The organism is Bacillus sp. CH_70, from assembly GCF_038007045.1.
Lineage (GTDB): Bacteria > Bacillota > Bacilli > Bacillales > Bacillaceae_G > Bacillus_A > Bacillus_A cereus.
Genome location: NZ_JBBOWL010000001.1, coordinates 2,769,627 through 2,782,615, shown reverse-complemented (window position 1 = coordinate 2,782,615; position 12,989 = coordinate 2,769,627). Strand labels below are relative to the sequence as shown.

Genomic DNA, 12,989 nt, shown 5'->3' with positions numbered 1-12,989 from the left:
AGTGAACGTATGAATGTTACACTATCGCGAAGGCGAAAAGGTATTTGGATTGGACTCGTCTCTTTAATTATGCTATCAAACTATTTATTGTATGCTCTTCCAATAGTACCAGCTGCGCCGAAAGAAGTTGTACTTGGGTCATTATTAGATTGCATGTTTGTCATTCCAATCATCACGTATTTCTTCATTATTCGAAAAAGGTACTCGTTAACGTATATAGTTCCTGTTGTAATAGCTGGTTATATTTTTGCAAGATTTATTATTCCAAGTGACTATTTACAAGATTTTTCATACGTTTCTTATATTATAATTGCAGGAGAAATTGCTTTTGTATGTTTAGAGTTATTCATTCTATATAAAATTGTTAGAAAGCTTCCTACCATAATAAAAAAATATAAAGAATATAAAAGTGAGTACTCTTCATTTTCTTATGCAATTGATGCTGCGTTTGACGCTACTATGAAAAGAAATAAATTAATAGATATCATTGTAACGGAGTGTAAGTTAATCTATTATGCATTTTTATCGTGGCGTGAAAAAGTACCAGAAGGTGAATACGTATACTCATATCACAAAAAGACTGGTGCAATAGGTGTATATATCATGATCATCCATGCGACCTTAATAGAAAGTATTGGTTTTCATTATTTGCTACACCAGTGGAATCCAGTAATAGCATGGATTTTACTTATTTTAAATGTATACGCGATGATTTATTTTATAGCTGAAATACAAGCGATGCGTAAAAATCCACTTAACGTAACAGAAGAACAAGTAATCATTCAAATTGGATTAGGAAAGAAAATTGTTATACCATTTACACAAATTGATAATATTGCGTTCTACAAGGGTGATGAATTGCTAACGGCAAAAGAAGGGAAACAGGTATTGGATGCAACTGTTATGGAGTTCATAAAAGAACCTGCTACTTTTGAAATAACATTAAAAGAGCCAGTGAAAGCACAGTTGTTATATGGATTTTCTAAAACAGTAAGTCGTGTGCACTTAAATGTTGATGAAGAACGAAAATTTTATGATGCGGTTAAGGAAAAGTTAAAACATGAGTAATAGTGCTGTTAGTTACATAAAAACAAATAAGCTTCCGTTAGAAGTGAAAAAATATGAAACATGGATAGTGAAAAACTCTTTCTAAATAAGAAGGAGTTTTTCTTGTGTACTTGTATAAATCATTATATAAAAAACTATATACTTCTTTATCGTTAGATAAGTGGATATAATTGAGGATAGAACTAGTATAAGGGGAAACAAAATAATGAATAAGTTACTTACATCGAAAAGTGAAATTATAGAAAGAAAAATCCGGTATAACTCAACAATAGTAGATCACAATTGTTTATTACTTGAAAAGCAATCACAAAGTATCGTTTTATTTCACGAGGTGCAGTATTCATTTACAATGACTGCAAAAGATACTAAGTTAACAATCCCAAAAGGAAGTTATACAATCGCATATTATTGGAAAGATCGTCCGTACAATTTATACGTATGGAGAGATATAAAAGGGAAGTATTTAGGTTCCTATTTTAATATCGTAAAAAATACACAAATAAAAGACGAAGTGGTTTCCTTCGAAGATTTAATCATCGATATTATGGTACTTCCTAATGGAGAATACTTCATATTAGATGAGGATGAATTACCAGAATCATTAGGGAATTTCGAAGGTGGTTATGTGAAGAAAGCTCTTTATGGACTGAAAGAAATCATTCAAAAAGAGCTTCCACAAATAGTTTTGGAGACAGCCAGGGTGCAGAAGAACTAAAATTTAATTACATAAATATTTTGAATGGAAATGAGTAGTCTCAAGTTATATGGTCTAACTTTTTTGATAAATCTAAGGTTAGTAGCATATTTCTTGAGATTACTTTTTTTGGTAGAAATTTTGTTGCTTAGTTATTAAATGGATTTAAAATTTATGAAATAATATTGACTGAATCAAGTTCAGTCGTTTATGATTGAATCAGATTCAGTCGTGGTGAAAACATTGTAGGAGATGACGTATGAAAAGAATATCAAAAGAACCAGATGTAAGACGCCAAGAGTTAATGGATATTGGTTTTGAACTATATATGAAAAATGGTATGAAAGGATTTAGCATAAAAGATGTTGTGAATCATGCAGGTGTAGCAACGGGCTTATTTTATTATTACTTCAAGTCTAAAGAGAATTTTGTTGATGAAGTTTTAAATGACTGTATTGTGAAAAATATGGAGTTAATTGAAGAAATACTTGTTTCAAATGAACGGTCTGTCATGCAAAAGATGAAAGATTCACTAGATATATTTTGGACATTTATTGAAAAGTTAGCACCCTATAAAAATGTGAGCTCGTTTCAGACGGAACAACATTTTCAACTGGAACAGAAATTATTCACACGTATGCAACCGTTAATTAGACAAGTAATTGAAGAGGGAGTAAACATAGGGGTTTTTTATACTGATAACTCATTATTAGCTTCTGGGTTTATTCTATACGGTCTTAGCAGTATTGCTCATTCAGAAGTAAAATTGAATCTAGATACAAAACATGAAATGGTTAATTTAGTATTAACTACACTACGATACAATCAAAAGGAAGGAGAAAGTTTATGAAAATTATTATCAATGGAAATAATATCTCACAAGAGCAACTTATAAAATGGAAAAGAGAACGGATAAAAAAAGTATTATATACATTAGGACATAAAGAGCTTGAAATAAATGATACAGACGTCATGATAAAACAGCTAACGGAAATAAAGTTGCGATATACATACAATGAAATGTACGAAAAGTTGAAATCAAAACTTAGATTAAGTGCAATAGGTATGCGTATCTGTACTCTTTTATCTGGTGATAGACGAAAAATTTCGAAAACTAGTATTTATTTAGACGGGATTACAGCAGAAGTAGCTATACATGGAATTGATAGTTTGATGCTTGAACAATCACGTGAAAATAACAAAGTGAATTTATCTGCTTGTCCTGATCACTATGTACTAAGACCCTTTGGGGAAAATGAATTAGAGGTTATCGAAACTACTGGTAATTCTCCGTTTCCAGTTCAATTTTTCATTGTTTTTGGTGACGAAACTGGATTGAAAACACCAAGAGATAAATCTTATCAATACCAATCAACAGGTGTTGCACGTATGAAAGATGGTACTACTATTGGTGGAGTTCGACATCAATTTAAAGATACTGATACAGGGATAGAAGTAAGTCTAGTTGTTGAGTTCCCAGCCCTTTGTCCTAATAGTCTAATTAAATCCCATCAAATGCATTTAGCGTGTGAGTTTTCTTATTGGTTACAGTGGATTAAAGATCAGAAAAAATAGTAAGTAAACGATATCGTTTAAATAAACAAAAGTAAAATGTTCAAACAAATCATATGTATGTTTTAATAAAACCTAGTTGACTTATCGGAAATATTTGTATAATATGTACTTAATTCCATAACGTATTGCTGATTGGAGAAACCAAAGGCATTTTATCAACAGATAAAATGCCTTTGGTTTTTTTATTGCACAAATACTGAATCTGTTCATTTATATGAATCATTTTAAGGAGGGGAAGAAATGACTGTTTCAATTGATGGGGTATCAAAATATTTTTTGAAACAAACTGGTACGGTTCAAGTGCTAGAGAATATTAATTTTCAATTAGAGAAAGGGGATTTTGTTACAGTAATTGGTCCGAGTGGGTGCGGAAAAAGTACATTACTAAAAATTGTTGCAGGTCTAGATAATGATTTTGAAGGTGAAGTTATTATTGACGGGGAGCCTATCTTAAAAACGAGCAAGAAACAAGGTTTTATTTTTCAAGAGCATAGGCTTTTTCCATGGTTAACAGTTGAAGAAAATATAGCGGCAGATTTGTCGTTAAAAGATAAATATGTGAAAGATAAGGTGAGAGAATGGGTTGAAATCGTTCGGTTAGATGGCTTTGAAAAATCGTATCCGAAAGAAATTTCAGGCGGGATGTCACAACGTGTTGCGATAGCGAGAGCGTTATTAAGAGATCCGAATGTATTATTACTTGATGAACCTTTTGGAGCGCTGGATGCTTTTACTCGAAGTCATTTACAAGAAGTATTGCTGAATATTTGGGAGCAGAAGAAAACAACAATGATATTCGTTACACATGATATAGATGAAGCGATATATCTTTCAAACCGAATTATCATTATGAGTGCAAAACCAGGGAAAATACATAAAGTGATTGAAAATAATTTGCCTTATCCGCGAAATAAAACTTCTCAATCGTTCCAACAACTTCGAACGAAAGTATTACAGCAGTTTGAATATGGAGGGTTGATTCAAACAAGTATATAGGAAAAGGGTGATTTTATATGTATAAAAAATTTAAAATTCTTTCTTTTGCTTTAGCTATATCAGTATTTTTATTAGGATGTGAAAAAAGTACAGTAAGTAGTAAGAAAGAAGATGTAACAATACAAATTGGTATACAGCAAGGATTAAGCCCACTATTACTAGCAAAGAAAAAGGGATGGTTTGAAGAGGAGTTTAAAAAAGAAGGAGTTAAAGTGAAATGGACAGAGTTCCAAAGTGGACCTCCTTATTTTGAAGCAATCGCATCAAACCGGTTAGACTTTGGTGAAGTAGGGAATTCTCCAGTCATTTCAGCGCAAGCAGCAGGTATTGGATTTACCGAAATCGCCAATACAAGTTATGCGAGAAAAGGAACTGGAATTCTCGTTCAAAAAGATAGCAAGATTGCGAGTGTAAAAGATTTAAAAGGTAAAAAAATTGCAGTAGCAAAAGGAAGTAGTGCCTTTAATTTATTATATCGAGCGCTTGATAAAGAAGGTATTGATGTAAAAGATGTAAATGTCATTCAATTACAACCAGATGAAGCGCAGCCTGCATTCGAATCAGGATCAGTAGATGCATGGGCGATTTGGGACCCTTTCATATCATTACATACGTTAAATAAAGGTGCGAAGGTGATTGCAGACGGTGAAACATTAAATGTCTCTTCACCAGAATTTTTAATTACGAGGACAAAATTTGCGAAAGAACATCCAGAATTAGTTGAGAAATTCCTCAAAGTTTATGAGAAAGCACGTGTATGGCAAGAGGCTAACTTAGATGAAGCAATAAAAGTGTACACTTCTGTAAAAAAGATAGATGCAGAGATTGTAAAAGAAGTGTTTAATCACGACAAACCAATTTTAGTTCCGGTAACGAAGGAAATAATAGCAGAACAACAAAAGACAGCGGATTTTCAATATAAGATCGGTTCTATAAAGAAAGAAATTAAGACGGGAAAAGTTGTAGATAATTCTTTCGTAGAAAAAGCATTGAAAGCGAAGTGAAAAGAGGTTTTGTAAAGTGGAAAATACGAAAGCTGTTATGAAACCAGCGAGTATAACGATTAAGAAAAATGGCATAAAGAAGGTACGAAAGTTAAATGTAAAAGTTTTAGTAAGGGCGATTACTATACCGGTTATTATATTAATAATTTGGCAGTTGGCTGGCGTATTCGTTCTTGTTTCTAAAACAGTTTTACCAACACCATTAGATATTTTTCTAGCTTTCCAAGAGCTTATTAAAACAGGAGAGTTATTCGGCCATTTAAGTATTAGTGTATTCAGGGCTGCGGCTGGTTTCTTTATTGGTGGGGGCTTAGGAATCATTTTAGGAACAATTGTTGGATTTTCAACGAGAAGTGAGCAATATTTAGACCCATCTGTGCAAATGTTAAGAACTGTACCTCATTTAGCTGTTGCGCCGCTTTTCGTATTATGGTTCGGTTTTGGTGAAACATCGAAAGTGTTATTAATTGCAGATGGTGCATTTTTTCCTTTATACGTAAACGCATTTTTAGGTATTAGAGGTGTGGATTCAAAGTTATTTGATGTTGCGAGAGTGTTAGAGTTCAGCAAAAGAAAACTAATTACGAAACTAATTTTACCATCTGCATTGCCTAACCTTTTACTAGGAGCAAGGTTATCGTTAGGTGTTGCATGGGTGAGTTTAGTAGTAGCAGAACTTATGGGATCTACAGAAGGTATTGGTTATATGATTATGGATGCAAGGCAATTTTCAAATACAGATATCGTATTTGTCGGCATAATTATCTTTGCATTTGTTGGGAAGTTTTCTGACTCTCTAGTACGTTTACTAGAAGTGAAGTTTTTAAGATGGCGAGATAATTTTAAAGGTGAGACTGGGAATTAACATATAAATTATTAGGGGTAATTTATATAGAATTTGTTAGTATACGTTTCAAAATAAATAAGGGGTGTGTAAAGGTATGGAATTATTATGGTTTATTCCGGCTTATGGAGATGGTCGATATTTAGGAACGACAAAACGAGGAAGAGCAGCTGAATATGGTTATTATAAGCAAGTTGCTGCGGCAGCTGATTATTTAGGATATACGGGTGTTTTACTTCCAACTGGTCAAGGATGTGAAGACCCTTGGGTGTTAGCTTCAGCTCTTGCTGCTGAAACGGAAAAACTAAAATTTTTAGTAGCATTGAGACCAGGACTAATGTCACCTACAGTTGCAGCGAGGATGGCATCTACATTTGATAGAATTTCAGATGGGAGACTACTTATTAATGTAGTAGCTGGAGGAGATCCAGTTGAACTACAAGGAGATGGATTATATCTTGAGCATGATGAAAGATATGAAGCAGCGGATGAATTTTTAAAGGTTTGGAAATCGACATTGCAAGGTGAAACGATCTCTTTAGAAGGAAAACATATTCAAGTTACAGATAGTAAAGTTGTATTCCCGCCAGTTCAAACACCATATCCTCCTATATATTTCGGAGGATCATCAGCTGCTGGAAAAGAAGTAGCAGCTGAACATAGTGATGTATATTTAACGTGGGGAGAGCCACCAGAGCAAGTGAAAGAGAAAATAGAAGAAGTAAGAAAACTTGCAGAAGAGAAGGGGCGTATAGTACGATTTGGCATTAGATTACACGTAATTGTAAGAGAAACAGAAGAAGAAGCGTGGGAAGAGGCAGAACGTTTAATTCAATATGTGGATAATGAAACAATTGAGCTTGCTCAAAAGACATTTGCAAGATATGATTCGGTTGGTCAAAAGAGGATGACACATTTAAATAAAGGTACGAGAGAGTCGTTAGAGATAAGCCCTAATTTATGGGCTGGAATCGGACTTGTAAGAGGTGGGGCAGGTACTGCACTTGTAGGCAATCCACATACAGTAGCAGAAAGGATAAAAGAATATGAATCGTTAGGAATTGATACGTTTGTTTTATCAGGATATCCGCATTTAGAAGAAGCGTATGAGGTCGCAGAATTGTTATTCCCATTATTGAAAGACGAGAAGAAAGAAGAAAATAAAATTGTTGGTGAAATGGTTGCTGATGCATATGCATTAAAAAAATAGTGAGAAATAAAGTTTCACATATTTATTGCTTTATTTTGTTCACTGCCTGTTAATACGGGATAAAAAACCCGCAAGTTATTCGCTTGCGGGTTTTCATCGTAAATTATTAGAAAATATGGTAAAATTAAAGGGTAACTTAAGGTGCGGTTGGTTGTTCAATTATCACTTCTCCGAGTAGGAGGGGGGTGATAATACGTGAGTGAAATAGCGTTGCTACTGCAAGGTGGACTGTTTCTCGTTGCATTGTTAACGTTCGTCGTCGTTTTAATAGACAAGCTCAAAAAATAACAACCCACCTATGCTTATAGAATGTGGGTTGTTTTGTTTGTAAGAAACAAATAGGATAAATGAACAATCCAATCTGCTAAGTTACGTGGACTAGTGTGTAGCCGCACACTAGTCTTTTTTATTTATATACAATTTATAATTGGTTTATGTGATTGTATTGTTCTTTTCATACTCATTATAACACAGTGTCTTTTCATCAAGAAAGGAGACCGTATGTTCTGGTTCCTGTTATATAGTAGGTGCTTTTTCTTTAAACAGCCCATCCATATACTGTTTTAAACTTTGGACATAAAATTTCTGCGTATTCACATTATTTACACCGACAATCGGCGATGGAAGGTCAAATCTTTTTTCTGATAAATGAACGACAACATCAAAGATGTCAAACAAACGAATGAAGCAAAACAGGCCGTCTTTATCGCTAAGTAAAATAAAGTAATGATTTTCACTACTTGTATTTAGCGTATTCCATAAAGAACTTTTGCTTAAATCACGTACAATGCTTTTTTCTTTTAGTTCCACGAAATCTGCATTTGAGAGAATGGTAGAAATATCAATTGCATCTTGATCTTCAAAGTAGCCATCAACTGCTTGTACAGCGAATGTATAAGCCATTTTTAATACACTCATTTTATATTTACGGTTATCTAATAGTAATTCACGTTGAATAGAACTCGCTACTTTCGTTACACGTTCCTCTTTCCAAATTTCATTATGTAAGGAAATATCGTGCTTTTTACATAGTTTCATAATTAATGCATTAGAATAAAGAATCTCGTCGCTTACTTCGACAACATCAGTCTCAGCAGCCGCAAGTTCCTCACCGTGCTCATTCGTATAGAGTGGGGAATCAATTTGTCTTTTCATTTGTTCAATCTTAAATTGACTCAATTTATGCCTAATTAAAGGACGATCAATATTTGTTGTCATTTGTTCATGACAAGTATCACAAATTGAGTTTGTGAAATAATATCCACATAATATTTCTGGAATGACATATTGTTCACTAAGTTCTTTCGTATCTTTTCTGCAAATGATGCATTGTGTCATTTTTATCACCTTTACCTGCAAATTTGTATGTAATCTCATTGTAGTGTATTTATCGGTATTTTGGAATATTGTAAAGGAAAATATTATGTGAAATTCATGCTTATTTTGGTACAATGAATAGAAGTGCTAGTTTAAAGGAGGCCGTTTTTTTTGAAATCAAAAGTGCACTTTTGGACATTAGAAGTGCTAATGGTTGTAGGAATCATATTTATTTGCACAAAAATATCATTTTTATTTCAACCGATTGGTATCTTCATATCAACATTGTTTTTCCCAATCTTAATCGCGCTTTTTTTATACTTCATATTTAATCCTGTATTAATCTTTTTGGAGAATAAAAAAGTACCTAGAAATTTAGCGATATTACTGTTATATCTTTTTATCATAACATTAACTGCGGTTGGCGTTGGAGTAGTTGTTCCTACGATTTCACAACAGCTAATGGACTTAGTAAAAAATATGCCAAGCTACATAAAAGAGGGGAAAGTATACATACAAGAATTATCACATCATAGGTTGTTTGAATGGTTATCTACACAAAACTATGTTTCCATTGAAACAATTGAAAAAAATGCGATTGAATACTTAAAAGATATACCAAATACAATTACGTCGAGTGCAACGGCTTTATTTGGTATTATCACGAACGTTGCATTAGTTGTATTTACTGTACCGTTCATTTTATTTTACATGTTTAAAGATGGACATGCCTTTCCGGGAAAAGCGGTAAGTTTATTACCTGAGTCTTACCGTGAAGAGGGGCTTCGTATCATTAAGGAAACGAACGAAACATTATCTGCATATATTCAAGGGCAAGCACTCGTTTGTATATTTGTAGGTGCGTTTACTTTTATCGGTTATTTAATTATCGATTTACCGTACGCTTTCGTTTTAGGAATTATTGCAGCATTTACAAACATCATTCCTAACTTAGGGCCATTTATTGGGGCAGCACCAGCTGTTATTGTAGGACTGTTCGTATCTCCGATGCAAGCCTTATACGTAATTATTATCGTAACAATTGTACAACAGTTTGAAAGTAATATTATTTCACCGCGTATTATGAGCTCGAAATTAAACATTCACCCATTAACAATTATTATCCTAATTTTAGGGGTAGGTAACTTTGCTGGAATCATCGGAATGATTTTAGCAGTACCAGTTTATGCAGTAACAAAAACTGTTGTTTCGAACTTAGTGAGATTGTTTAAGACAAAGAGAAGTAATCGGAAATAGTGAAACCTGAGAAAGATACACCGCTTTTTAAGTGGTGTATCTTTTGTTTATAAATAAATAATTAAAAGCGGGTTGATTTGATTTTATTATATATTTTTTATACATCAAATTCAGTGATAAACTTGTGTGATATAAGCTCTATAAAACTATGTGGAATCCCTCTGAACTATCCAAATCATTTCCTTACAGCGTGCTATCAACATCATAATCGACTCCTTTCAATTCTATATAGTTAAACGATTAAAGGTGAGTGTAGTATTTGCTTCTACGATCTCGAATTTCATCAATAACTTGTTTATATTGTCTTTCTTGTTTTAATTCATTTTGAGATATTGTTTCTTTTTGAATTGTAATCGTTAAAAAGAAAAGGTGAAACTTCATATGTGAATTCCTCCTTTCGAATTGGAATTACAGATGACTACAGTAATGACTTTGTCTTTCTTTTACATGATCTATAGCCTGATTAATTTGTCGTTCATGAAACATTTCAGACTCAGAAAACGTATTTTTTTGAATGGTAATGGTTAAAAAGAATACTTTAAATTTCATTAGATAATTGCCCCTTTATAAGTGATTTAGAAAAAACGAGTGTAATAAGAAATTACAGATGACTACAGTAATGACTTTGTCTTTCTTTTACATGATCCATAGCCTGATTAATTTGTCGCTCATGAAACATTTCAGACTTGGAAAATGTATTTTTTTGAATGGTAATGGTTAAAAAGAATACTTTAAATTTCATTGGATAATGAACCCTTTATAAGTGATTTAGAAAAGACGAGTGTAATAAGAAGATTGGCGCTCTTTTACTTCGTCCATAATGTTTTGAATGTGTTGCTCACGTAAAATCTCTTTCTGTGAAAGTTTACGTTTTTGAATAGTGATAGTTAAAAAGAATGCTTTAAATTTCATTAGATTTATGACCCCTTTATAAGTGATTTAGAAAAGACGAGTGTAATAAGAAGATTGGCGCTCTTTTACTTCGTCCATAATGCTTTGGATGTGTTGCTCACGTAAAATCTCTTTCTGTGAAAGCTTACGTTTTTGAATGGTGATTGTTAAAAAGAATGCTTTAAATTTCATGAATATATGACCCCTTTAAAATATATTTTTAATACATTTGAGTGTAGTATGAACTTTTAATGTCAGTTATTTTATCAGTCAGTTGTTTTAACTGTTGTTTACGATTGATTTCAGTTTCAGATAAAGTATTTTTTTGAAGCACAGTCGTAAAAAAGAAAATATGAAAAGTCATAAATGAATTCCTCCTTTCGAAAAGGAATTACAGGTGATCACAGTAAAGTGCTTGGCGCTCCTTAACATCATTCATAGCTTTTTCAATTTGCTCATTATGAAGAATTTCATCTTTAGAAATTGTATTTCTTTGAATCGTAATACTTAAAAACAATACGCTAATAGTCATTGAATGTTGCTCCTTTCTTAGAAAAATAATGTAAGAGACTAAAAAATCGCGCAAAAAAACCACAGGAAGATACAGTTCTCCTATGGCTGGGCGTGAAAAAGCCACAGGAAAGTATACGACCTCCTGTGGCGAATTTATGAATTAAATGAAATAAAGTACGATTTTCAATTCTCCATTAGGGTGGTCGAATTCATATTTAATTGTCCAGAAAACACAGGTGCAGTTAACGCTAAAGTTAATGCATGTAATTGTAATTTCATCATTTCCTTCGACCTCCTTTTAGAATTTTTTTCTTACGTTAGTAAGTATATACAATTAATGGATAATTGTAAACATAAAAAATGAAAATTTTTAATTTTGATTAAAATGCGTATATTTAAAAAGGGATTTGAAAGTAAATATTGTAATTAACGAAATATCGATAAAAATGGGGGATGCTAAATGAAATATATGCATCATAACATGATCGTTATGCTAACAATTTTTTTATTCATTGCGGCTTGTTCTAACGGAGAAAGAATAAAAGATATATATGATGTTAGGTCAGATGATTTTAAGAAATATACTGGGACATACGTTGGTAATAATTCAGATGTGGTTGCAATTGTTAATCATTTACCCGGTGGTGGAACAGTTCAAAGTATAAGTTTAGAAAATGAAAATATAAAAGTGAACTATGGCACAAAAGAAAGTGGGGCTCTTACAGAAGAAATGATTGAGACGTATTGGTTTGATGAGAAGGATACGATGAAGAAGAATTTTTTCTTTAATGCTATATATTTAGTGATTTTAGTGCCAAATGCAAAAAGTTATGAGTTTCAGGTAGAGAATAAAAACTTTAAGATAACGAGGGAAGAAATGTTATCAATTTTGCATAGGGAATTCGATGATTTTCCAAAAGAAAAAGATATATGGGATAAAAATAAAGTTATAAAGTTCTTTAACGGCAATGAAGAAAAAATTAAAATGCTTGTGGAAGATAAAGATTTTCGGAAATCTTTATTTGCTAAATATCCAGTGAGCCAGTTGAAATAATGGAGGGGAGAAGATGGAGTTAGTATACAAAATTTCTTATCATAGAATGCAGGATCATTATTTACCTAAATTAGTACAGGCAATTAGGCTCGTTAGTGAAGAAGATTTGTGGAAAAAAGAGACCTCTGTTAATTCAATTGGTGGAATCGTACTACATATTTGTGAACATTTACAGAGAAATACAAGGCGTTATAAGGATCCAAATATAGTTTTTGAAAATGGAATTGAAGAATATTTTCCAGTGAAACAAATAAGCTCTGAAGCTTTGTTAAAAACTGTTGAAGAAATATTTGATGAGTGGGGCAAAGCATATATACAGGTCTGGGAAGAAAAAAGGTATATTGATCTTCAAAGTCTATTACATTTGGTTGAGCATACAAGCTATCATTTAGGGCAAGTAGTAGATCGTACAAAATGTATTGAGGGACAACAGTTTAATTTTTGTCAAAATGGTATAAATGAAAAGAATTTGAGAACAAGAGTTGAAACTTCGAATTTTTAGAAAGAGAGACATTCTTAATTGAATGACTCTCTTTTTTTGTAAAAGAAATTTATGGAAAAAAATA

Annotated in this window: 20 protein-coding genes; 12 read left to right on the top strand and 8 right to left on the bottom strand. The window is 32.5% G+C overall.

The window, feature by feature from the left end:
- Nucleotides 1–9: 9 nt before the first annotated feature.
- From N2V79_RS14200 to N2V79_RS14160, 9 genes are all read left to right on the top strand, one after another.
- Nucleotides 10–1,068: a hypothetical protein gene (locus tag N2V79_RS14200; RefSeq protein ID WP_069355799.1), complete on the top strand. Its 1,059-nt coding sequence runs from the start codon at nucleotides 10–12 to the stop codon at nucleotides 1,066–1,068.
- A gap of 205 nt (nucleotides 1,069–1,273) precedes the next feature.
- The gene (locus N2V79_RS14195; protein ID WP_001037889.1) at nucleotides 1,274–1,783 is read left to right on the top strand and encodes a DUF402 domain-containing protein; all 510 of its coding nucleotides are present in this window, start codon (nucleotides 1,274–1,276) and stop codon (nucleotides 1,781–1,783) included.
- Nucleotides 1,784–2,021: 238 nt separating this feature from the next.
- On the top strand, nucleotides 2,022–2,612 hold the full coding sequence (locus N2V79_RS14190; protein ID WP_098678969.1) for a TetR/AcrR family transcriptional regulator: 591 nt from the start codon (nucleotides 2,022–2,024) through the stop codon (nucleotides 2,610–2,612).
- Entirely contained in the window at nucleotides 2,609–3,337 is a 729-nt protein-coding gene (locus N2V79_RS14185) for a hypothetical protein (protein WP_078401536.1), read from the top strand. Before N2V79_RS14190 ends, N2V79_RS14185 begins: the two co-directional genes overlap by 4 nt.
- A gap of 240 nt (nucleotides 3,338–3,577) precedes the next feature.
- The gene (locus tag N2V79_RS14180) at nucleotides 3,578–4,333 is read left to right on the top strand and encodes an ABC transporter ATP-binding protein (RefSeq protein ID WP_000218578.1); all 756 of its coding nucleotides are present in this window, start codon (nucleotides 3,578–3,580) and stop codon (nucleotides 4,331–4,333) included.
- Between the two features lie 17 nt (nucleotides 4,334–4,350).
- Entirely contained in the window at nucleotides 4,351–5,337 is a 987-nt protein-coding gene (locus N2V79_RS14175; protein ID WP_242806243.1) for an aliphatic sulfonate ABC transporter substrate-binding protein, read from the top strand.
- Between the two features lie 16 nt (nucleotides 5,338–5,353).
- Nucleotides 5,354–6,202 carry an ABC transporter permease gene (locus N2V79_RS14170; protein ID WP_075719658.1) on the top strand — a complete coding sequence of 283 codons (849 nt, stop codon included), beginning with the start codon at nucleotides 5,354–5,356 and terminating at the stop codon, nucleotides 6,200–6,202.
- Nucleotides 6,203–6,278: 76 nt separating this feature from the next.
- Complete coding sequence (gene ssuD / locus N2V79_RS14165) at nucleotides 6,279–7,391, top strand: FMNH2-dependent alkanesulfonate monooxygenase (RefSeq protein WP_242806244.1); 1,113 nt, start codon at nucleotides 6,279–6,281, stop codon at nucleotides 7,389–7,391.
- A 195-nt stretch (nucleotides 7,392–7,586) separates the two neighbouring features.
- Nucleotides 7,587–7,679 (top strand): putative holin-like toxin, encoded by a 93-nt coding sequence (locus tag N2V79_RS14160; protein ID WP_001289320.1) that lies wholly within the window; start codon nucleotides 7,587–7,589, stop codon nucleotides 7,677–7,679.
- A gap of 228 nt (nucleotides 7,680–7,907) precedes the next feature.
- Here N2V79_RS14160 and N2V79_RS14155 read toward each other — a convergent pair whose 3' ends face one another.
- Complete coding sequence (locus N2V79_RS14155) at nucleotides 7,908–8,729, bottom strand: HNH endonuclease (RefSeq protein WP_000189714.1); 822 nt, start codon at nucleotides 8,727–8,729, stop codon at nucleotides 7,908–7,910.
- 150 nt (nucleotides 8,730–8,879) lie between these two features.
- On the opposite strand from N2V79_RS14155, the gene N2V79_RS14150 reads away from it, so the two are divergent.
- The gene (locus N2V79_RS14150; protein ID WP_000837894.1) at nucleotides 8,880–9,965 is read left to right on the top strand and encodes an AI-2E family transporter; all 1,086 of its coding nucleotides are present in this window, start codon (nucleotides 8,880–8,882) and stop codon (nucleotides 9,963–9,965) included.
- Nucleotides 9,966–10,205: 240 nt separating this feature from the next.
- On the opposite strand, the gene N2V79_RS14145 is transcribed toward N2V79_RS14150, so the two are convergent.
- From N2V79_RS14145 to N2V79_RS14115, 7 genes are read right to left on the bottom strand one after another with little or no spacing between them, the layout of a single operon-like run.
- A complete protein-coding gene (locus tag N2V79_RS14145) occupies nucleotides 10,206–10,346 on the bottom strand; it encodes a YrzI family small protein (RefSeq protein WP_000668497.1) in 141 nt (46 codons plus the stop codon).
- 27 nt (nucleotides 10,347–10,373) lie between these two features.
- Complete coding sequence (locus N2V79_RS14140) at nucleotides 10,374–10,514, bottom strand: YrzI family small protein (RefSeq protein ID WP_090977759.1); 141 nt, start codon at nucleotides 10,512–10,514, stop codon at nucleotides 10,374–10,376.
- A gap of 52 nt (nucleotides 10,515–10,566) precedes the next feature.
- Nucleotides 10,567–10,707, bottom strand: a complete 141-nt coding sequence (locus N2V79_RS14135; RefSeq protein WP_000669810.1) for a YrzI family small protein — start codon at nucleotides 10,705–10,707, stop codon at nucleotides 10,567–10,569.
- Nucleotides 10,708–10,733: 26 nt separating this feature from the next.
- On the bottom strand, nucleotides 10,734–10,877 hold the full coding sequence (locus tag N2V79_RS14130; RefSeq protein ID WP_000668963.1) for a YrzI family small protein: 144 nt from the start codon (nucleotides 10,875–10,877) through the stop codon (nucleotides 10,734–10,736).
- Nucleotides 10,878–10,904: 27 nt separating this feature from the next.
- Entirely contained in the window at nucleotides 10,905–11,048 is a 144-nt protein-coding gene (locus tag N2V79_RS14125; RefSeq protein ID WP_000668965.1) for a YrzI family small protein, read from the bottom strand.
- 28 nt (nucleotides 11,049–11,076) lie between these two features.
- A complete protein-coding gene (locus N2V79_RS14120) occupies nucleotides 11,077–11,220 on the bottom strand; it encodes a YrzI family small protein (protein ID WP_000142729.1) in 144 nt (47 codons plus the stop codon).
- 27 nt (nucleotides 11,221–11,247) lie between these two features.
- A complete protein-coding gene (locus N2V79_RS14115) occupies nucleotides 11,248–11,388 on the bottom strand; it encodes a YrzI family small protein (protein WP_000156193.1) in 141 nt (46 codons plus the stop codon).
- Nucleotides 11,389–11,829: 441 nt separating this feature from the next.
- On the opposite strand from N2V79_RS14115, the gene N2V79_RS14110 reads away from it, so the two are divergent.
- Together N2V79_RS14110 and N2V79_RS14105 are read left to right on the top strand one after the other, a co-directional pair.
- Nucleotides 11,830–12,423, top strand: a complete 594-nt coding sequence (locus N2V79_RS14110) for a DUF4825 domain-containing protein (RefSeq protein ID WP_197242598.1) — start codon at nucleotides 11,830–11,832, stop codon at nucleotides 12,421–12,423.
- A 13-nt stretch (nucleotides 12,424–12,436) separates the two neighbouring features.
- The gene (locus N2V79_RS14105) at nucleotides 12,437–12,925 is read left to right on the top strand and encodes a DinB family protein (RefSeq protein WP_197242597.1); all 489 of its coding nucleotides are present in this window, start codon (nucleotides 12,437–12,439) and stop codon (nucleotides 12,923–12,925) included.
- The last annotated feature ends 64 nt before the right edge of the window (nucleotides 12,926–12,989 follow it).

Coding starts and splice junctions, on each gene's coding strand:
- N2V79_RS14195 (WP_001037889.1), top strand. CDS start 1,274: ATGAATAAGTTACTTACATCGAAAAGTGAAATTATAGAAAGAAAAATC.
- N2V79_RS14125 (WP_000668965.1), bottom strand. CDS start 11,048: ATGAAATTTAAAGCATTCTTTTTAACAATCACCATTCAAAAACGTAAG.
- N2V79_RS14145 (WP_000668497.1), bottom strand. CDS start 10,346: ATGAAGTTTCACCTTTTCTTTTTAACGATTACAATTCAAAAAGAAACA.
- N2V79_RS14130 (WP_000668963.1), bottom strand. CDS start 10,877: ATGAAATTTAAAGCATTCTTTTTAACTATCACTATTCAAAAACGTAAA.
- N2V79_RS14200 (WP_069355799.1), top strand. CDS start 10: ATGAATGTTACACTATCGCGAAGGCGAAAAGGTATTTGGATTGGACTC.
- N2V79_RS14135 (WP_000669810.1), bottom strand. CDS start 10,707: ATGAAATTTAAAGTATTCTTTTTAACCATTACCATTCAAAAAAATACA.
- N2V79_RS14120 (WP_000142729.1), bottom strand. CDS start 11,220: ATGACTTTTCATATTTTCTTTTTTACGACTGTGCTTCAAAAAAATACT.
- N2V79_RS14175 (WP_242806243.1), top strand. CDS start 4,351: ATGTATAAAAAATTTAAAATTCTTTCTTTTGCTTTAGCTATATCAGTA.
- N2V79_RS14185 (WP_078401536.1), top strand. CDS start 2,609: ATGAAAATTATTATCAATGGAAATAATATCTCACAAGAGCAACTTATA.
- N2V79_RS14190 (WP_098678969.1), top strand. CDS start 2,022: ATGAAAAGAATATCAAAAGAACCAGATGTAAGACGCCAAGAGTTAATG.
- ssuD (WP_242806244.1), top strand. CDS start 6,279: ATGGAATTATTATGGTTTATTCCGGCTTATGGAGATGGTCGATATTTA.
- N2V79_RS14115 (WP_000156193.1), bottom strand. CDS start 11,388: ATGACTATTAGCGTATTGTTTTTAAGTATTACGATTCAAAGAAATACA.
- N2V79_RS14155 (WP_000189714.1), bottom strand. CDS start 8,729: ATGACACAATGCATCATTTGCAGAAAAGATACGAAAGAACTTAGTGAA.
- N2V79_RS14140 (WP_090977759.1), bottom strand. CDS start 10,514: ATGAAATTTAAAGTATTCTTTTTAACCATTACCATTCAAAAAAATACG.
- N2V79_RS14110 (WP_197242598.1), top strand. CDS start 11,830: ATGAAATATATGCATCATAACATGATCGTTATGCTAACAATTTTTTTA.
- N2V79_RS14105 (WP_197242597.1), top strand. CDS start 12,437: ATGGAGTTAGTATACAAAATTTCTTATCATAGAATGCAGGATCATTAT.
- N2V79_RS14180 (WP_000218578.1), top strand. CDS start 3,578: ATGACTGTTTCAATTGATGGGGTATCAAAATATTTTTTGAAACAAACT.